20 protein-coding genes are annotated in these 17,424 nt (G+C 62.5%); 8 read left to right on the forward strand and 12 right to left on the reverse strand.

Translation table 11 applies throughout. From position 1 onward, the window contains the following. Positions 1–151: 151 nt before the first annotated feature. Positions 152–940 (forward strand): SDR family oxidoreductase, encoded by a 789-nt coding sequence (locus tag ACZ5YV_RS15685; RefSeq protein WP_464789319.1) that lies wholly within the window; start codon positions 152–154, stop codon positions 938–940. Between the two features lie 43 nt (positions 941–983). Here the strand turns inward: ACZ5YV_RS15685 and ACZ5YV_RS15690 are convergent, their stop codons facing one another. The 12 genes from ACZ5YV_RS15690 to ACZ5YV_RS15745 all read right to left on the reverse strand — a co-directional run bounded on the left by ACZ5YV_RS15690 (position 984) and on the right by ACZ5YV_RS15745 (position 10,545). Then, the gene (locus ACZ5YV_RS15690; protein WP_464789320.1) at positions 984–1,496 is read right to left on the reverse strand and encodes a DinB family protein; all 513 of its coding nucleotides are present in this window, start codon (positions 1,494–1,496) and stop codon (positions 984–986) included. 103 nt (positions 1,497–1,599) lie between these two features. Continuing rightward, on the reverse strand, positions 1,600–2,106 hold the full coding sequence (locus ACZ5YV_RS15695) for a nuclear transport factor 2 family protein (protein ID WP_449468775.1): 507 nt from the start codon (positions 2,104–2,106) through the stop codon (positions 1,600–1,602). A 36-nt stretch (positions 2,107–2,142) separates the two neighbouring features. Continuing rightward, complete coding sequence (locus ACZ5YV_RS15700) at positions 2,143–2,634, reverse strand: Lrp/AsnC family transcriptional regulator (protein WP_464789321.1); 492 nt, start codon at positions 2,632–2,634, stop codon at positions 2,143–2,145. Continuing rightward, positions 2,631–3,113, reverse strand: a complete 483-nt coding sequence (locus ACZ5YV_RS15705) for an Lrp/AsnC family transcriptional regulator (protein WP_464789322.1) — start codon at positions 3,111–3,113, stop codon at positions 2,631–2,633. The genes ACZ5YV_RS15700 and ACZ5YV_RS15705 overlap by 4 nt, the downstream gene beginning before the upstream one ends. 108 nt (positions 3,114–3,221) lie before the next feature. Then, positions 3,222–4,175 (reverse strand): alpha/beta hydrolase, encoded by a 954-nt coding sequence (locus ACZ5YV_RS15710; protein WP_464789323.1) that lies wholly within the window; start codon positions 4,173–4,175, stop codon positions 3,222–3,224. 40 nt (positions 4,176–4,215) lie between these two features. After that, entirely contained in the window at positions 4,216–5,034 is an 819-nt protein-coding gene (locus tag ACZ5YV_RS15715; RefSeq protein WP_464789324.1) for a sugar phosphate isomerase/epimerase family protein, read from the reverse strand. Between the two features lie 62 nt (positions 5,035–5,096). Beyond that, positions 5,097–6,155: a 4-hydroxy-2-oxovalerate aldolase gene (gene dmpG, locus ACZ5YV_RS15720; RefSeq protein WP_464789325.1), complete on the reverse strand. Its 1,059-nt coding sequence runs from the start codon at positions 6,153–6,155 to the stop codon at positions 5,097–5,099. After that, positions 6,152–7,099, reverse strand: a complete 948-nt coding sequence (locus ACZ5YV_RS15725) for an acetaldehyde dehydrogenase (acetylating) (RefSeq protein WP_464789326.1) — start codon at positions 7,097–7,099, stop codon at positions 6,152–6,154. Before ACZ5YV_RS15725 ends, dmpG begins: the two co-directional genes overlap by 4 nt. Before the next feature lie 52 nt (positions 7,100–7,151). Continuing rightward, on the reverse strand, positions 7,152–7,856 hold the full coding sequence (locus ACZ5YV_RS15730; protein ID WP_464789913.1) for a fumarylacetoacetate hydrolase family protein: 705 nt from the start codon (positions 7,854–7,856) through the stop codon (positions 7,152–7,154). Positions 7,857–7,942: 86 nt separating this feature from the next. Beyond that, a complete protein-coding gene (locus ACZ5YV_RS15735; RefSeq protein ID WP_464789327.1) occupies positions 7,943–8,458 on the reverse strand; it encodes a flavin reductase family protein in 516 nt (171 codons plus the stop codon). Further along, the gene (locus ACZ5YV_RS15740; RefSeq protein WP_464789328.1) at positions 8,451–9,302 is read right to left on the reverse strand and encodes an alpha/beta fold hydrolase; all 852 of its coding nucleotides are present in this window, start codon (positions 9,300–9,302) and stop codon (positions 8,451–8,453) included. Before ACZ5YV_RS15740 ends, ACZ5YV_RS15735 begins: the two co-directional genes overlap by 8 nt. 19 nt (positions 9,303–9,321) lie before the next feature. Further along, positions 9,322–10,545 carry an acyl-CoA dehydrogenase family protein gene (locus ACZ5YV_RS15745; RefSeq protein ID WP_464789329.1) on the reverse strand — a complete coding sequence of 408 codons (1,224 nt, stop codon included), beginning with the start codon at positions 10,543–10,545 and terminating at the stop codon, positions 9,322–9,324. A gap of 285 nt (positions 10,546–10,830) precedes the next feature. On the opposite strand from ACZ5YV_RS15745, the gene ACZ5YV_RS15750 reads away from it, so the two are divergent. Genes ACZ5YV_RS15750 through ACZ5YV_RS15780 form a run of 7 tightly spaced genes read left to right on the forward strand, consistent with a single transcriptional unit; the run spans position 10,831 to position 17,413 of the window. Continuing rightward, positions 10,831–11,745, forward strand: a complete 915-nt coding sequence (locus ACZ5YV_RS15750; protein WP_464789330.1) for a VOC family protein — start codon at positions 10,831–10,833, stop codon at positions 11,743–11,745. 56 nt (positions 11,746–11,801) lie between these two features. Beyond that, the gene (locus ACZ5YV_RS15755; RefSeq protein ID WP_464789331.1) at positions 11,802–12,689 is read left to right on the forward strand and encodes a CoA transferase subunit A; all 888 of its coding nucleotides are present in this window, start codon (positions 11,802–11,804) and stop codon (positions 12,687–12,689) included. 11 nt (positions 12,690–12,700) lie between these two features. Beyond that, a complete protein-coding gene (locus tag ACZ5YV_RS15760) occupies positions 12,701–13,498 on the forward strand; it encodes a CoA-transferase subunit beta (protein WP_464789332.1) in 798 nt (265 codons plus the stop codon). A gap of 2 nt (positions 13,499–13,500) precedes the next feature. Next, positions 13,501–14,403, forward strand: coding sequence for an enoyl-CoA hydratase (locus tag ACZ5YV_RS15765; protein ID WP_404956634.1), 903 nt, complete (start codon positions 13,501–13,503; stop codon positions 14,401–14,403). Next, a complete protein-coding gene (locus ACZ5YV_RS15770) occupies positions 14,403–15,491 on the forward strand; it encodes an NAD(P)H-dependent flavin oxidoreductase (protein WP_464789912.1) in 1,089 nt (362 codons plus the stop codon). Before ACZ5YV_RS15765 ends, ACZ5YV_RS15770 begins: the two co-directional genes overlap by 1 nt. Before the next feature lie 18 nt (positions 15,492–15,509). Next, entirely contained in the window at positions 15,510–16,259 is a 750-nt protein-coding gene (locus ACZ5YV_RS15775) for an enoyl-CoA hydratase family protein (RefSeq protein ID WP_404956637.1), read from the forward strand. Continuing rightward, positions 16,259–17,413 carry an acyl-CoA dehydrogenase gene (locus ACZ5YV_RS15780; protein ID WP_464789333.1) on the forward strand — a complete coding sequence of 385 codons (1,155 nt, stop codon included), beginning with the start codon at positions 16,259–16,261 and terminating at the stop codon, positions 17,411–17,413. The genes ACZ5YV_RS15775 and ACZ5YV_RS15780 overlap by 1 nt, the downstream gene beginning before the upstream one ends. Positions 17,414–17,424 lie beyond the last annotated feature (11 nt).

Consider the following 17,424-nt stretch of genomic DNA (forward strand, 5'->3'; position numbering starts at 1 on the left):
CAACAAATTTTCTGCCCGTCGGTACGCATTTTGGCGTCTTTTCTTCGCAGGCATCTTGATACGCGTGGATAAACCGGCGCAAGAACAAGGGCAACCGGAATCGGGCCTTGGTCTCAAAAGGCACCAGAATTCCGGAGAGGAGAGTGCTGCCATGCTGTTGAAGGACAAGGTGATCGTGATCAGCGGCGTCGGCCCCGGCATGGGTCAGGCGCTCGCGAAACTCGCCGCGCAGGAAGGCGCAAAGGTCGTCATGGGCGCCCGCAACATCGATTATCTCGAACAGGTGCGCGCCGAAATCGCGGATCAGGGCGGACGAGCCATAGCCGTCAGATGCGACGTCAGCGATGACGGACAATGCCGCGATCTCGCTGAAAAGGCCGCCACCGCATTTGGCGGCCGCATCCACGGCCTCATCAACAGCGCTTATTATCACGGCGAATGGACCTTCGTTGACAATGCGGACGCAGCCCAATGGGCCAAAATCTATGACGTCAACTGCCTCGGCGCGCTGCGCCTGACGCGTGCTTGCGTGCCCTATCTGAAAGGCGGCGGCGCGGTGGTCAATGTTTCGACCATCGGCACGCTTCGGCCCGCGGGCGGCGAACATGGCATGGAAATGGGCTACGCCGTGTCGAAAGGCGGCCTCAACGTCCTCACCAAATATATGGCCGCCGATCTCGGCCGGTTAGGAATACGGGTGAACAGCTGCCGCATGGGCTGGATCTACGGCGCGCCCGTACAAGCCTATATCGACTCCCTCGTGACGGAAGGAGCCAGCGCGGAAGACGTCATCGCGGCGGTGACCAAGGACATTCCCCTCGGCATCATCCCACCCCAGGACGATTGCGCCCGCGCGGTACTCATGATGCTTTCCGATTATGCGGCAGTCGTCACCGGCGCGGCGCTGGACGTCAACGGCGGCCATTGGATGGCGCCCTGACACGATCATGCGAGTGGCAGGGTTAGGCGAAGCTCGTCGCCGTCTACACCTGTTCGGAAAATATCAGGAAGGGCAGATCAAGCGGTTCATACTGGAAGCCCAGCATTGAAATCGCGGCGGTAATTTGGCCTCTGTGATGCGTGGCGTGATTGAAGACATGGAGCAGCGCGCTTGGCATGGGAAGGGTGCGAGCCTGCCCCGTCGTCATTATATAGCGAAGATCGTCAGCCAATGCGGCCTCATCCAGATTATCGACATATTCGCCCCAGCGCGCAGTTGCCGCGATCAAGCGGGACGCGAGTAGCGCGCGATTGCTTTCCAACTCTGCATCAAGGGAAAGGGCCGTTGTCTGCGCCTGCGTAAATCTCGGATACCAAATCTCGCTGTCTGTCAGCAGCAGATGATTCAGCGTTCCGTGGATCGATCCGAAAAAGAGGCTGCATGACTTATGGTAAGGTTCGTCCGGTATCGACGCCACGGCCTTCAAAAGGCGTTCAGTCGCCCAACCATGATAGCGCGCCATCTGCACGAGCTGCTTTTTTGCAGAGGCCGCCATACAATCCCCGATTTGCCGGAAGCTGCAATTCTCCAGTTCGGAAGTTCCAGCTATTTCTCAAATGGAGAGCAGGAGCAACGATCGCACCCCTGCCCTCACGAACTCAAGCCGCAGCAGGCATTTCACCCCAGGCCAGGTAACGCGGCGTACCATCCTCGCCAATCTCTTCGGTCAGGATGGATGTGACGCGGCTCACCGACTCCGCGATCCACCAGCGCCCGTCCTGCTTGCGATAGACATCCTGATATTCCACCGCGAGCCGGGTCACCGACCGCGTGGCAAGGATGATCGTCCGGAAATTGAGCGACCACAGCCCACGCGCTTCATCCGCGCTCACCAATTCGATATCCGCATTGGTCGCGTGGTGAATGTCATAAACGCCACCTGCCATCGCCATTTTCTGAAATATGGCGATGAACTCGTCGCGATCCGTGAATAGCGGGAAATTCTGGTAATCCAGCCTTATGCCCTGCGGCAGGAACGTCTCACGCAATTCGTCCACCAGCTTCAGGTCGCAGGCGCGCAGGTAACGCGCCTTCAACTGACGGATGGCGTTGACGTCCTCCAATGCCGTCACGCGGGCGGCAAGCTCTTCCAGATTGATCGACATGATACTCTCCTCAGGGGTTGAACCTCCCCCCGTTTTTTAGTCTTCGGCCGCTTCTCGCGTGATCTTCGCGATGCCAGCCTCATATTTCAGATTATGGACGGATACCGACGTTTCCACCCGTTGGACGCCCGGCATTGGCCTGATCCGCTCCGTCACCAGATCGTTCAGCTGCTCGATATTGGTGAACAGCCCCATCGCCAACAGGCTGTAACGGCCCAGCAGAACGATAACGCAGGTGATTTCCGGAATGTCGGATAGACGGCGCGCCAATTCCGACACATGGGATGGATCGGCATCGATCCCCATCATGCAAAGGTTGGGCGACCCCGCCATGCGGAAATCGGTGACGACGGTGAACTGGATCAGCCCTTCATTCTGCAACCGCTTGACGCGTGTGCGAATGGTGCCCTCCGTCACCCCCAGTTCGGCGGCGATGGCGCGGTTGGAAATGCGCGCATCGCGGGCCAGCTTTTCGACGATCCCCTGGTCCAGCTTGTCCAGGCGTGCCCAATCGGCCTTCCCGGTCACAGCGGCACCACGTTGAATTCATATTTCACGATATCCACCGCCACCCCTGATGTGATGTGAACGACCCCCTCCACTCTGGCGATCTGCTCGAACAACATTTCCTGCACCTCGCCAAAATCCCGCAGTGCGACGAGCAATTCCACATCATGGTCGCCGCTCATGACATTGACGCTCAGCACTTCGGAAAGATCGGCCAGATCGCGGCCGACCTCCTGAACATTGCGACCCTGGACCTTCACGCCCAGGGCGATGATCACATTATAGCCATGGGCCGCAAAATCGGTGACGGCAACGACGCGCATCGCTTTCCCGTCGTCCATCTTTTGCAGCCGGGCAGAAATCGTGGCAGCGGTAACAGACAGCCGTTCTGCAATTTCCTGATTGGTTGCGCGGCCGTTGGTCCGGAGTATCTCTATGATGTTCGTATCGAGAGTATCCAGCGATGGCGGCGTCGTTTTCCGCCCGCTCCTGATCTGCATTCTTGCCCCGCCTTCAAAAATGTAGCCGGTTTAATAGCGCGCACTTGCGGGCAGCACCAGTGTCAAAGCTGATGCCGCCGCAATTTGCGCGGCTATCTACCGCTCATCCTATCGTGTTTCGGCGGGATGCAGCGCCTTGCGAAGGGCCGCGACGGCGTCGCGCTTCATTTGGCGGACTGGCGCGGCGTCGGGCGTCACGTCAAAACCGTGATAGGCACCCGGATAGACGTGCAGTTCTGCCGCAACGCCTGCTTCGATCAGTCGGCGGGCATAATCCATGTCCTCGACCAGGAAAAGATCGAGCGCGCCCACGCAGATGAAGGCGGGCGGCAGGCCAGCCAGGCTCTCCGCCCGCGCGGGGGCCGCGTAGGGCGATACGTCCGCCGAACCGGGCTCCTTACCCAGCAGGGATCGCCAGCCAAAGGCGTTGGCCTGCGGCGTCCACACGAATGCGCCCAAATGCTCGGGCAGACGCGTGATGCAGGTGCGGTCGTCCAGCATCGGATAGATCAGGTTCTGGTGCGCGATCGCCGGGCCGCCCCGGTCGCGTGCCAGCAGCGCCAGAGCCGCGGCCAACCCGCCGCCCGCGCTCTCGCCGCGAATGGCGATCCTCTTGGGATCGACGCCCAACTGCTCCGCGCCGTCATGCAGCCATTGCAGCGCCGCATAACAATCCTCGACCGCGCCCGGCGCCACCGTCTCGGGCGCAAGCCGATAATCGACCGAAACGACGAGGGCGGAAGCGGACAGCGCAAGCTCGATGTTGGAAAGATGATTGGTACGCACTGACCCCATCACATAGCCGCCGCCATGAATATGCAGGATCGCGGGGAGCGTCCCTTGCGCATCCGCCGGACGATAAACCCTGACCAGCAGTTCATGCCCATCGGGCGCCGTGATCCGCTCCTCCCGCCATTCAACACCACTATCCTGCGGCTCGGGCGCCATCGCCGTCATCTGCTCCATACCCTCGCGTATCGCGGGCAGGCTCTCTGCCGTGATGTCCAGCGCCGGCATGAAATCCAACCCCGGCAACAGGGTCGGGTCAATCAGGTCACGCATCTTACTCTCCTATTTTCCTATTTTTCCTATTTCTCGTTTTTCAGTGCGTTCTTTTCACCACTTCCTTCATGCAATCCACCGCCATTTGTGCCCGTTGATGGGCGTTGAAGCCTTGGTCGATGGCGTACTGCTGGGGTATTTCGACGCTGAGGGGTGTTGCGGGGTTGAGGGCGTGGAGGAACGCCGGGATGTTGAACTTGCCTTGTCCGGGGAGTTGGCGCTGGATGCCGGCTTCGCGTTCGATCTGGTCGGGATCGATGGTTGGTGGGCCGTCGGCTATCTGGGCGATGGCGATGGCGGGGTGGGCAAGGAGGGGGAAGCTGGTTTCGGGTTCGGGTCCGCGCATGATGTGGAGGAGGTCTGCTGTGACCTTGATGTCGGATCGGCCGGAGCGGGTGATTTCCTCGAGGGCGGCGCTTAAGGTTTGGACCTGGGAGGGGGGATAAAATTCGATTGCAAGCGCGATGTCGAACGGGGCGGCAAGTTCGGCCAGTTTGATAAGCTTTTCGGTGCGGCGGGAAGGATCGCGGTCGTAGCACAGGACATTGGCGAGGGGCGCGCCGAGCGCGGCGGCGGTTTCGAGCGCGGGGATAAAGTCCTGCGGGTTGGTACGTCCTGCCATGGTGAAGGGGTAGACAAGGTCGACCGTGACCCCGGTGGCGGCGAGCGCATCACGGGTCTGGCGCAGCGCCTGGGGATCGCGCACCAGATCATAGGCGGGCATGGCGGGCAGCACCTCCATCGCATGGAGGAACGGGCAGATGCCCTGGCATCCCACCTCTGCGGCGATTTGCGCAAGCTGCCAGGGGGTGGTGTCGGTGACGGTGATATGGTCGAGCGACAGGCGCTTGTCGGCCATATCCTCTCCTCCTGTTGCGTGTGAGCGACGCCGGGCGCGAACAAGCCGCGCCCGGCGGCTGATCAGGCTGCGGCTTCGCGCGCCTTGACCATGTCGAGGGCGACATCGACGATCATGTCTTCCTGCCCGCCGACCATCTTGCGACGGCCGAGTTCCACGAGGATGGTACGGGTGTCGAGGCCGTAGGTTTCGGCGGCCTTTTCGGCATGACGCAGGAACGAGGAATAGACCCCGGCATAGCCAAGCGCGAGGGTTTCGCGGTCGACCCGGACCGGGCGGTCCTGCAAGGGGCGAACCAGATCCTCGGCTGCGTCCATCAGCGCGTTGACGTCGCAACCATGGTTCCAGCCCTTGCGGTCGGCGGCGGCGATGAACACCTCCAGCGGCGCATTGCCCGCGCCCGCGCCCATGCCGGTGAGCGATGCGTCGATGCGCACCGCGCCGCACTGGGCCGCGACGATCGAGTTGGCGACGCCAAGGCTGAGATTGTGGTGGGCGTGGATGCCGCGCTGGGTTTCGGGCTTGAGCACGCGATCATAGGCTTCCAGACGGGCCTTGACCCCGTCCATGTCGAGCGCGCCGCCGCTGTCGGTCACATAGACGCACTGCGCGCCATAGCTTTCCATGAGCAGCGCTTGGCTCGCGAGCTTCTCCGCATCGATCATGTGGCTCATCATCAGGAACCCCGAGACGTCCATGCCAAGATCGCGGGCAATGCCGATATGCTGCTTGGAGACATCCGCCTCGGTGCAATGGGTCGCGACGCGGACCGAGCGCACGCCGATATCATAGGCGCGGCGCAGTTCCTCGACCGTGCCGACGCCCGGCAGGATGAGCGTGGTGAGAACCGACCTGGTCAGCACCGAGGCAACCGCCTCGAGCCATTCCCAATCGGTATGCGCGCCAAAGCCATAGTTGAAGCTTGCGCCATTGAGGCCGTCGCCATGGGCGACCTCGATCGCGTCGACCCCTGCGTCATCCAATGCCTTGGCGATCGCCTTCACATGGTCGATGCCATACATGTGTCGGATGGCGTGCATGCCATCGCGCAGCGTCACGTCCTGGATGTAGAGCTTGTCGCCCGCTTCCACGTTGAACGGAGCTTTGATCTCGGCGCTCATGCTGCCACCTTCTTTCCTTGTGCGATACGCTGCGCGAGCAGCTCGCCGGTCGCCTTGGCAGCGGCGGTCATGATGTCGAGATTGCCCGAATAGCTCGGCAGATAATCGCCCGCCCCTTCGACCTCGAGCAGGATCATCGTCTTGATGCCGGTGAACTCGCCGCGGCCCGGGATGGTGAGCTTGTTATTGTCGCCAAAGCGCTCGAACTGCACCTCCTGCTTCAAGCGATAGCCCGGCACATAGGCCTGGACCTTCTTGACCATCGCTTCGACCGAGCCGCGGATGGTTTCTTCGTCCGCGCCTTCGGACAGGGTGAACACCGTGTCGCGCATGATCATCGGCGGTTCGGCGGGATTGAGGATGATGATCGCCTTGCCCTGCGCCGCGCCGCCGACCTTTTCGATCGCGCCTGCGGTGGTGCGGGTGAACTCGTCGATGTTGGCGCGGGTGCCGGGACCTGCCGAACGCGAGGAGACCGAGGCCACGATCTCGGCATAATGGACGGTCGCGACCTGGCTGACGGCGGCGACCATCGGGATCGTCGCCTGGCCGCCGCAGGTCACCATGTTGACATTGCCCGCATCGAGATTGGCCTCACCATTGACGGTGGGGATGGTGTAGGGGCCGATCGCGGCGGGGGTGAGGTCGACCACCTGCTTGCCGTCGGCGCGCAGCGCTGCGTCATGAACCTTGTGGGCGTAAGCCGAGGTCGCGTCGAACACGATGCCGATCTCGGGGTAGACGTCCATCTTCATGAGGCCTTCTAAACCCTCATGGGTGGTGGCGACGCCACGCTCGCGCGCCATGGCGAGGCCTTCGGAGGCCTCGTCGATGCCGACCACCGCCACCAGTTCCATATTCTGGGGATATTTGATCATCTTGATCATGAGGTCGGTGCCGATATTGCCCGACCCGATGATCGCCGCCTTGACCTTGCCCGTCATTACTTACTCCTCACAGGGCTCGCATGGCTTGCAGCGATGCCCTCTCACAAATCTAGATAAAGCGCGCGGTGCAGCTGCCGACCCCTGCAAGCTGCATCTCGAACACATCTCCTGGCCGTGCCGGTTCGAGCGGCACCAGGCTGCCTGACAATATCACATCGCCCGCCTCCAGGGTAACGCCATAGGCGCCCAGCGTGTTGGCAAGCCAGGCGACCGCCTGGGCGGGCGAGCCCTGCACCGCATGGCCATAGCCTTCGCTGAGCGGCTCGCCATTCTTGGTGACGGTGACATGAAGATTGGGGAGGTCGTGCGCCTTGGGATCAACCCGCGCGTCCCCCAGCACATAGACGCCGCAGGAGGCATTGTCGGCGACGGTGTCGACGATGCCGATCTTCCAGTCCTGGATGCGGCTGTCGACGATCTCGAAACAGGGGACGATGCTCTGCGTCGCGGCGATCACGTCTTCCGCCGTGACACCGGGACCCTTGAGGCTGTCATGCAAGATGAAGCCGATCTCGGCCTCGGCACGCGGGGCGATGAGGCCGTTTGCCGCGACATCGATGTCGCCCTCGATGAACATGCGGTCAGTGAGGAAACCGAAGTCGGGCTGGTGCACGCCCAGCATGTCCTGCACGGCCTTGGACGTAACGCCGATCTTCTTGCCGATGACCCGCTCGCCATCAGCCTTGCGGCGTTCGAGCGCGCCAAGCGAGATGGCATAGGCGTCATCGATGGTGAGTTCAGGATGGCGCGCCATCAGCGGCGGCACGGTGCGCTTGTCCCGCAGCGCCTGGTAGAGCTCGTCTGCAAGGCTATCATTAAGGCTCTGGGCGTTAAGGCCGCTCACAGATAGGCTCCGTCCTGGAAGATGAGGGGATCGACCGCATCGCTGAGGCGCACCGCCTTGACGCGCGCAATGACGATACTGTGGGTGCCAAAGGGGGTCATGCTCTCGATCGTGCAGGAGAGGTTGGCCTGCGCCTCCTCCAGGATAGGGAGGCCATGGGGATCGGCGGTCCAGCTGCCAACACCAAAGCGCGCCTCGCGCGCCACCGCGCCGCCGAACGCTGCCGACACCTCGCGCTGGTGACGCGAGAGGAGGTTGATGCTGACCGGGCAGCCGGGGGTGAGATGGGCGTGGATGCTGGCTGTCTGGTTGACGCAGACGAGCACTGCTGGCGGGTCCATGGTGAGCGAGGTGATCGAGGTCGCGGCCATGCCGACAGGCGCCTTGCCTGTCCCAAGCGCGGTGACGATCGCCACGCCCGAGGGCAGACGGCGCATCGCGCCCTTCAGCCCTGTGGTAACGTCCACGGGCTCTGGAACAGGCACGGATTGCGCAGGAGCAGCGTCAGCCATTCTTCAGGAAGTCCAGCGAGTAGCGGTTGAATTCTTGAGCCCGTTCCACCTGCACCCAATGGCCGGTCTGCGAGAAGGTGAGGCAGCGCACGTCGGGGCAGGCGTCGAGGAAGAGGCGGGCGTGGCTTTCGGGGCAGAATTCGTCATTAAGGCCCCACAGGACGAAGATGGGCTGGGTGACCTCGCCAAGGCGGGGACCAAGGTCGGGGGTCTTGACCCGCGCGAGCACATCCTTGGGCTGGGTGCGCGCGACGGCAAAGCGTTCCTCGACCAGCGCGTCGGTGACGTGGTGGAGCGAGGAGGGATGCATGAGGTTGCTGATCAGGCGGCGCTGTTCCTCGACATTGAAGTCGGGACCGCCAAAGCCCGAGCGCATCTTGGCGATGCCGGGCATGGTGAAATAGCTCGCCTGCTCGGCAACGCAGCCCGGCGCCATCAGGACAAGCTTGCCGATGGTGAATTCAGAGTGATCGAGCGCGATCTGGAGGGCGATGCCGCCGCCCAGCGAGTTGCCGATGAGGTGGCCGCCGGTGATCCCATGCTGCGTCAGAGCCTCGAGCAGGGTCTGGGTGAAGAATTCGAGCGGATAGTCGGTCTCGGGTTTGGAGGAAGCGCCATAGCCGATGAGGTCGGGCAGGATGACGCGGTAGCCAGCGTCGGCGAAATCTTGCGCATTGTTGCGGAAATTGGACGCGCCCGATGCGCCGGGGCCGCTGCCATGGATGAAGACGACCGTAGGGCCGTCTGCATTGCCGGCGCCGGGGATTTCCGCGACCGAAATCTCATATCCGCCCGCGACCTTATAGGTCTTGCGGCTCAGTTCGCGGTTCAGTTCACTGGCCATGAACAATCCTCTTTTTATATCAGATAAAGGTGAAGGCGGGCGGTTCGCCGTTGATCGTGCCGATGACGTCGCTGGTGCGGTTGGCCGGGTCATTGGCGACATGGGCGCGCGCGGCATGGAGGTCGAGCCAGGGCTGGAGGATCGGGCTCGACATGTAGACCGCCCGGCCGCCAAGCAGCTTGACCATGCCGTCGGCAAGCTCGGCCATGCGGCGCACGACGCTGGCGGACTGGTAGGCAAAGAGCGCGCGCTTCTCCATCGGGACAGGCTCATTGCGGCCAGCATAGTCCATCAGTTCGTTGAAGGTCGTGCGGTGGGTGAGCTCCATCTCATTGGTCTCGGCAATCGCGCGGGCGATGGCGGCGTGGAGATTGGGGTCGGCCTTGGACGCCTTGCCGGTGTTGGTCGAGACGCGGTTGCCCATGATCTCCATCGCGGCGCCAGTGGCGGCGCGGATGCCGCCGAAGGCGGCGCTGGAGACCGAGCGGATGAAGAGCTGCGCCCAGGGGATGCGGTAGAGGGGCGCGGTGTTGGTTTCCTGGCCCGGATTGGTGCCGGCAAAGCCGTCGCTCGCCTTGTGGGTGCGGTGTTCAGGGACAAAGACACGCTCGACCAGAATGTCGAAGCTGCCGGTGCCCTGGAGGCCGAACGTATCCCAGGTGCCTTCGATCACCTGATAGTCGGAGCGCGGCAGGAGGAAGGTGCGCATGTCGGGCGGGCCGCCATCGGTGTCGAAATTGATCGCGCCCAAGAGCACCCATCCGCAATGGGAGGAGCCCGACGAGAAGCCCCAGCGGCCCGAGAGGTAGAAGCCGCCTTCGGCCTTTTCCACCTTGCCGACCGGCTGATAGGTGGAGGAGACGAGCATGTCGGGATCCTCGCCCCACACTTCCTTCTGCGCCTCGTCATGGAAGAGGGCGAGTTCGTAAGGATGGCAGCCAAGGACGCCGTAGATCCAGCCTGTCGACATGCAGCCTTCGGCGAGCGCCTTCTGGATCTCGAAAAAGACATTGGGGTGCATCTCATAGCCGCCATAGCGCTTGGGCTGGAGCACGCGGAAAAAGCCGGCCGCCTTCATCTCGGCGACGGTTTCCACAGGGACATCATGGGCGATGGTGCAGGCCCGGGCGCGCTGGCGCAGCACCGGGATCATCGCCTTGGCTTTGGCGATCAGACTTTCGGGCGAAGCTATCCCGGCATTCGCCTCGTCAATGGGTCGGCTTGCTACTGCCCCGGTCATCATCTTCTCCATTGTAGGCGACTCTACTTCAGATTTGCTATATGCGTAGTTTATGTAAACTGCTATTACGCAAACTGTCAAGGCAAACAGGGCTTGCGCATTTGGGCCGTTGCTTATAGGCGGATTGGGAACGAATTGCCATAAGCTCGTTGAGCGCGCTAACTGCGCCTCCCCCTGCAAGTGCAAAACAGGCGGCAGCGCTTGCCATATGCGTATGGGGAAGGTCATTTTGCAACGCTCTGCGGCAGAGCATGGCTGGCAGACAGGAAAGAAGGCGAGGCGCTTGAAATGGCAGTGATATCGCTAGGCTATGTGGTGATCGAGGCGCGGGAGCTCGGGCCGTGGCAGGATTTTGCCTGCAATATCGCAGGACTGATGGCGGCCCCTTCGCCGGACGAGGACGTCGCGCTGTTCCGCATGGACGACCGGCCCTGGCGCCTGCGGGTGCAGAAAGGCGCGGCCGACCGCTTCGTGGCGCCGGGCTGGGAATGCGCGAATCGTGACGCCTTCGAATCGGTTCTGGCCCGCCTCGAGGCGGCAGGCCGTCCGGTGGAACGGGCGGGCGTCATGGAGGCGCGTGGCCGCCAGGTCTATGAACTCGCCCGTTCATCGGACCCCGCAGGCAACCCGATGGAGCTGTTCTACGGCCGCTTCGTCGACTATGCCCCCTTCGTCTCGCCCGCGGGCGTCAGCCGCTTCGTGACCGGTGATAATGGCGACATGGGCCTTGGCCATGTCGTGCTGACCGCGCCCAATTTCGACGAGACCCACGCCTTCTACAGGCAAGTCATGGGCTTTGGCGACACCGACCTTGGCCGCTTCTACCTGATGGGCGGCGGCGCGGACGATCCGGGCGTGGGCTTTGCCTTCCTCCACTGCAACCCGCGCCACCACAGCCTGGCGCTGGGCCAGCTGCCCGAAAGCCCCAATGGCGCGGTGCACATGATGCTGGAGGTCGGGTCCCTCGAGGATGTCGGCCGCGCCTATGACCGGGTGTTGAAGAGCAAGGGCAAGGTGCCGCTCTCGGCAACGCTGGGCCGTCATGTCAACGACAAGATGACCTCTTTCTACATGCAAACGCCCGGCGGTTTCGACATCGAATATGGCTGGAACGGCCTGGTAATAGACCCCGACACATGGGTCCCCACCACCAGCCTCGCGGTAAGCGACTGGGGCCATAAATGGGCCCATGAACAGGACTGACTGGCAGGACTGCGCACGGGACCGGACGAGACTGACGTAAAAGGATGACTGAAACTATGCTCGACAAGCGTATGACGGTGGATGACATCGTCGACCAACTTTCCGACGGCATGACCATCGGTATCGGTGGATGGGCGACGCGGCGCAAGCCGATGGCCCTGATCCGCGCGATCGCCCGGTCGAACCTGAAGGACCTGACCCTGATGGCCGGCTATGGCGGCATGGACATCGGCATGCTGGCCGCGACCGGCAAGATCAGGAAGCTGGTCTTCGCCTTTGCCAGCCTGGACCATTATCCGCTGGAACCGCATTTCCGCAACGCTCGCCAGGCGGGCGCTTTTGAAGTGCTGGAACTGGACGAGGGCATGTATCATTGGGGCCTGCGTGCAGGCGCGATGAAGCTGCCGTTCCTGCCGACCCGCGTAGGCATCGGCACGGACGTCATCAACCAGTCGGGTTTCGACTTCAAATTCGTGAAGAGCCCCTATGAGGATGGCGAGGAATTCGTCGCCATGCCTGCTCTGGTGCCTGACGTCGCGCTGATCCATGCGCATCGTTCCGACGAGCGCGGCAACATCCTGACGCTGTCGGTCGATCCGATCTTCGACGAGCTGCTGGTCCGCGCCGCCAAGAAGAGCTACGCCACGGTGGAAAAGATCGTGCCGACGGCCGAGCTGGATATGAAGAAGAACAGCCGCTACAATCTGGTCGAGCGGGCGATGATCACCGGCGTTGCGGAAGCACCGCTGGGCGCGCATCCCACCAGCGCCGCGCCGGACTATCAGCTCGATCTCAAGCACATCAAGACCTATGTCGAAAGCGCCGCCTCGCCCGAAGCCTGGGCCGAGTATAAGGCGAAATATATCGATGTGTCCGAAGCTGACTATCAGGCGGCAATCGGCGGCGCGGACGCCGTCAAGCAACTGCCCGTCCCCATTTACTGAGCGAGACTGACATGACCCAGAATAGCTATTCGCTCGCCGAACTGGTCATCGCCGCCTGCGCCGAAGTCTGGCGCGACGATGGTGAAGTGATGGCGACCGGCATCGGCCCCCTGCCCCGCATCGGTGCGGGTCTGGCCAAGCTGAGCTTTGCGCCCGCGATCCAGACCACCGATGGCGAGGCCTGGTATACCAGCGAGCCGGTTGGTCCCGGCAAGCGCGTCGCCGAGCCTGAATTTGAAGGCATCGCCAATTATGACCGCGTCTTTTCCGCGCTGTGGAGCGGCCGTCGCCATGCGCTGGTGGGGCCGGTGCAGATCGACCGCTTCGGCCAGGCCAATATCTCGGTGATTGGCGATCACAAGAAGCCCAAGGCAGCGATGCTGGGCGCGCGCGGTTTTCCGGGCAATTCGATCAGCCATCCCAACAGCTTCTTCTTTGCAAACCACAACAAGCGTGCGTTCGTGGAAGGCGAAGTCGATTTCGTCTGCATGGCGGGCTACAACCCGGCGCGCTATCGCAATGGCGGTCCGCCCCAGGGTCTGGACCTGCGCCGCATCATCACCAATTTGTGCGTGATGGATTTTGGCGGGCCGGATCACCAGATCCGCGTGATCTCGCTGCATCCCGGCGTGACGTTCGAGGAAGTGCAGGACAATACAGGCTTCCCGCTGGCAAAAGTTGAGGGTGACATTCCGGTGACGCCTGCGCCTACGGCAGAGCAGCTGGAGTTGATCGCGAAGATCGACCCGAACAACGTCCGTGCCACCGTGTTCAAGGACAACCCGGCCGGAGACAGAAGGGCAGCCTGAATATGAACGAGACCGACCGCCTGGTCGAACCGCAACAGGTCGACATCGTCTACGAAACGCAAGAGCCGGTCACCTATGAGGTGATCGACAATGTTGCGTGGATCATGATGAACCGTCCGGGCTTCAACAACGCCCAGAACGGCCAGATGACCTATGCGATCGACGACGCCTTCATCAAGGCGACGAACGATGACGATGTGCGCTGCATCGTGCTGGGCGGCAACGGCAAGCATTTTTCGGCCGGGCATGACATCGGCACGCCCGGCCGGGACGTGCACAAGCATTTCGAAAACAGGCTGATGGTGCCGGGCCATGTGAACAAGCCCGCCGCCGAATTGCTCTACACACGTGAAAAAGAGCAATATGTCGGCATGTGCCGACGCTGGCGCGACACGCCCAAGCCCACCATCGCCATGGTGCAGGGCGCGTGCGTCGCGGGCGGGTTGATGCTGGCATGGGTGTGCGACCTGATCGTCGCCACCGACGATGCTTTCTTTCAGGACCCGGTCAACCGCATGGGCATTCCGGGCGTCGAATATTTCGCCCACGCCTATGAACTGCCGCCGCGCATCGCCAAGGAATTCCTGCTGCTGGGCGAGCGGATGAGCGCGCAGAGGGCCGAACAGTTCGGCATGGTGAACAAGATCGTATCGCGCGAGGCGCTGCGTGAGACGGTGGCGGGCATGGCGGCCAAGCTGGTGGCGCAACCGCGCCTGGGCAACTGGCTGACCAAGCAGGCGATCAACCATGTCGAGGAACTGATGGGCAAGCGCAACGCGATGGACGCGCAATATCATATGCACCATTTCGCCCATGCGCAGAATGATCTGGTCCAGGGCAGTTCGATCGCGGGGCTGGACGCCAAGAAGATGGCGGAAGCGAATAAGAAACAGGCGAGCGAATGATGGGCGATCCGCTGCACACCATATTGACCGAACGGCTTGGCTGCCGCTGGCCGATCATCCAGACCGCGATGGGATGGGTCGCTGAGCCTTCGCTGGTGATCGGGTCGAGCAATGCAGGCGCGTTCGGTTTTCTGGGCGCAGCGGTGATGACGCCCGACGAAGCGCGCGAGAAGATTCTGGCTGTCCGCAATGGCACCGACAAGCCGTTCGGCGTCAATTTCCACAGCTTTCAGCCGGGCGCTGACCAGATTGTCGAGCTGATCCTGGCCAACAAGGATCAGGTGCGCGCGGTAAGCTTTGGCCGTGGCCCCAATGCCAAGATGATCGGCCGCTTCAAGGATGCGGGCATATTGTGCATCCCCACCGTCGGCGCGGTCAAACATGCGCAGAAGATGGTCGAACTGGGCGTGGACATGGTCAATGTCCAGGGCGGCGAAGGCGGCGGGCATACAGGTTCCGTCCCGACCACCGTGCTGCTCCCCCAGGTGCTGGACGCGGTGAACGTGCCGGTGATCGCGAGCGGCGGCTTTGCCGACGGGCGGGGCCTTGCCGCGGCTCTGGCCTATGGCGCGGTCGGCATTGCGATGGGCACGCGGTTCCTGCTGACCAAGGAAAGCCCGGTGCCCGACAGCGCCAAGGCGGAATATCTCAAAGCATCGACCGACCGGATCGTCGTCACCACCAAGCTCGACGGGATTCCCCAGCGGATGGTGCGCACCAAATTGATGGACCGGATCGAAAAGTCCGGGCCGCTGGGCATGTGGCTGCGCGCGATCGAGGCGGGCATGGCGATGAAGAAGCAGACCGGCGCGAGCTGGTTCGACATGATCAAGTCGGCGCGGGGCATGACCGCGCACGGCGCGATGCCATTGAAGCAGGCGATGATGGCCGCAACCATGCCGATGCTGATCCAGAAGGCGGTGGTCGATGGCGACATCGAACATGGCGTGATGGCGACCGGCGTCGTGGGCGGGCGGATTGGCGAGGTCCCGACCTGCGCGGCTCTGGTCGACCGCATCGTTGAAGAGGCGCATGAGCGCTTGGCCGCACTCGCCGCCATGGGCCGCGAAACCGCCAGCGCCGCCTGAGCAAAAGGGACTTAAAAGATGCCGATCACGCTGACCATCAAGGGTGCCATCGCCGAAATCCTGTTCGACCATCCGCCGGTCAACGCATTCGACACCAAGGGTTGGGAATCGATCCCGGCCATGGTGTACGAAGCGGCGGCGAATGAGGATGTGAAATGCATCCTGATCCGCGCGGAAGGCCGGGGCTTTTGCGGCGGCGTCGACATCAAGGAGATGGCCGCGCATCCCGAACGCATCGCCAAGCTGAACAAGGATAATTACCTCACCTTCAAGGCGATCCGCGAATGCGCGATTCCCGTGGTGGGCGCGCTCCATGGCTTCGTTATTGGCGGGGGCGTCAATATCGCGGGCGCTTGCGACGCGCTGATCGCGGCGGAAGGGGCCTATTTCTCGCTGCCTGAAATCGATCGCGGCGCGATGGGCGGCGCGGCCTTCATGAGCCGCATGCTCCCGGTCCAGATGGTGCGCGCCAATTTCTTCACCGGCGGCCGCATTCCGGTGGAAGACGCCTACCGTCACGGTTCGGTGCACAAGGTGGTGCCGCTGGAGCAGTTGAAAGACGAGGCCTACGCCTTTTGCGAGGTGATTGCGTCCAAGAGCCGCGCCGCGCTGGTCATCGCCAAGCAGGCGCTGAACCTGATCGAACCGACCGACCCGTCGGCCCATTACCGGATCGAGCAGGGCTTCACGCTCGAAATGTACATGCATGAAGACAGCCAGAAGGCGCGTGACGCCTTTGTGGACAATAAGGGCGCGGCGAAATTCTGATGGACTTGACTTATACCCCCGAACAGCAGGCGTTCCGCGCCGAAGTGCGCAGCTGGCTGGAAGCCCATGTGCCTAAGGACACGCTGGAGCATTTCGACGCGACGCGCGAAGGTTTCGAAGCGCACCGCCAGTGGGAAAAGACGCTGAAGTCCGGCGATTGGGGCATGGTGACATGGCCCAAACAATATGGCGGGCGCGGCCTTGACCTCATCCAGTGGCTGATTTTCGAGGAAGAATATTATCGCGCCGGTGCGCCGGGCCGCGTCAACCAGAATGGCATTTTCCTGTTGGGGCCCACGCTGATCGAATTCGGCACCCATGAGCAGAAGCAGCGTTTCCTGCCCAAGATGGCGAGCGGCGAGGAAATCTGGGCGCAGGCCTGGTCCGAACCGATGGCCGGGTCCGACCTGGCAGGCGTGCGGGCGACCGCCGTCCGTGATGGCGACGACTATATCCTCAATGGCCACAAGATCTGGTCGAGCCGCGCGGTGTTCGCCGACTGGGCGTTCGGCCTGTTCCGCGAGCCGGGCAGCGAGCGGCACAAGGGGATGAGCCTGGTCTTCTTCCCGCTCGACGCGCCGGGCGTCACGGTCAATGCGATCAAGAAGATCAACGGCCATGTCGGTTTTGCCGAGATTTTCCTGGAGAATGTCCGTGTGCCTGCCTTCAACCGGCTGGGTGACGAGGGTCAGGGCTGGCACATCTGCATGGCGACGGCGGGTTTCGAACGCGGGCTGATGCTGCGGTCGCCTGCCCGCTATCAGGTGGCGGCCAAGAAGCTGGCGCAGCTGTGGACCGAGCATAAAGAGACGGCGGACCCGGCGCTGGAGGCGGATGTGGTGCGCGCGCACATGAATGCCGACGCCTATGCGCTCAACATCTATCAGACCGCATCGCGGTTGATGGCGGGCGCGAAGATCGGGCCGGAGGCGTCGACCAACAAGATTTTCTGGTCGGAACTGGACATCCACCTGACGCAGACCGCGCTCAACATATTGGGACCGCAGGCGGAACTGACGCATGACGCGCCGGACGCGTGCGCCGTTGATTGGATCGACGACTATATCTTCGCGCTCGCAGGCCCCATCTATGCCGGGTCGAACGAGATTCAGCGCAACATCATCGCTGAGCGCATGCTCGGCCTGCCGCGCTAAGGGGAATAGAG

Source organism: Sphingobium sp. TomTYG46, assembly GCF_055396345.1.

What these genes read in the sequence shown, in the direction of transcription:
- ACZ5YV_RS15685 (WP_464789319.1), top strand. Translation starts at nt 152, where the DNA reads ATGCTGTTGAAGGACAAGGTGATCGTGATCAGCGGCGTCGGCCCCGGC.
- ACZ5YV_RS15690 (WP_464789320.1), bottom strand. Translation starts at nt 1,496, where the DNA reads ATGGCGGCCTCTGCAAAAAAGCAGCTCGTGCAGATGGCGCGCTATCAT.
- ACZ5YV_RS15695 (WP_449468775.1), bottom strand. Translation starts at nt 2,106, where the DNA reads ATGTCGATCAATCTGGAAGAGCTTGCCGCCCGCGTGACGGCATTGGAG.
- ACZ5YV_RS15705 (WP_464789322.1), bottom strand. Translation starts at nt 3,113, where the DNA reads ATGCAGATCAGGAGCGGGCGGAAAACGACGCCGCCATCGCTGGATACT.
- ACZ5YV_RS15710 (WP_464789323.1), bottom strand. Translation starts at nt 4,175, where the DNA reads ATGCGTGACCTGATTGACCCGACCCTGTTGCCGGGGTTGGATTTCATG.
- ACZ5YV_RS15715 (WP_464789324.1), bottom strand. Translation starts at nt 5,034, where the DNA reads ATGGCCGACAAGCGCCTGTCGCTCGACCATATCACCGTCACCGACACC.
- dmpG (WP_464789325.1), bottom strand. Translation starts at nt 6,155, where the DNA reads ATGAGCGCCGAGATCAAAGCTCCGTTCAACGTGGAAGCGGGCGACAAG.
- ACZ5YV_RS15725 (WP_464789326.1), bottom strand. Translation starts at nt 7,099, where the DNA reads ATGACGGGCAAGGTCAAGGCGGCGATCATCGGGTCGGGCAATATCGGC.
- ACZ5YV_RS15730 (WP_464789913.1), bottom strand. Translation starts at nt 7,856, where the DNA reads ATGGCGCGCCATCCTGAACTCACCATCGATGACGCCTATGCCATCTCG.
- ACZ5YV_RS15735 (WP_464789327.1), bottom strand. Translation starts at nt 8,458, where the DNA reads ATGGCTGACGCTGCTCCTGCGCAATCCGTGCCTGTTCCAGAGCCCGTG.
- ACZ5YV_RS15740 (WP_464789328.1), bottom strand. Translation starts at nt 9,302, where the DNA reads ATGGCCAGTGAACTGAACCGCGAACTGAGCCGCAAGACCTATAAGGTC.
- ACZ5YV_RS15745 (WP_464789329.1), bottom strand. Translation starts at nt 10,545, where the DNA reads ATGATGACCGGGGCAGTAGCAAGCCGACCCATTGACGAGGCGAATGCC.
- ACZ5YV_RS15750 (WP_464789330.1), top strand. Translation starts at nt 10,831, where the DNA reads ATGGCAGTGATATCGCTAGGCTATGTGGTGATCGAGGCGCGGGAGCTC.
- ACZ5YV_RS15755 (WP_464789331.1), top strand. Translation starts at nt 11,802, where the DNA reads ATGCTCGACAAGCGTATGACGGTGGATGACATCGTCGACCAACTTTCC.
- ACZ5YV_RS15760 (WP_464789332.1), top strand. Translation starts at nt 12,701, where the DNA reads ATGACCCAGAATAGCTATTCGCTCGCCGAACTGGTCATCGCCGCCTGC.
- ACZ5YV_RS15765 (WP_404956634.1), top strand. Translation starts at nt 13,501, where the DNA reads ATGAACGAGACCGACCGCCTGGTCGAACCGCAACAGGTCGACATCGTC.
- ACZ5YV_RS15770 (WP_464789912.1), top strand. Translation starts at nt 14,403, where the DNA reads ATGGGCGATCCGCTGCACACCATATTGACCGAACGGCTTGGCTGCCGC.
- ACZ5YV_RS15775 (WP_404956637.1), top strand. Translation starts at nt 15,510, where the DNA reads ATGCCGATCACGCTGACCATCAAGGGTGCCATCGCCGAAATCCTGTTC.
- ACZ5YV_RS15780 (WP_464789333.1), top strand. Translation starts at nt 16,259, where the DNA reads ATGGACTTGACTTATACCCCCGAACAGCAGGCGTTCCGCGCCGAAGTG.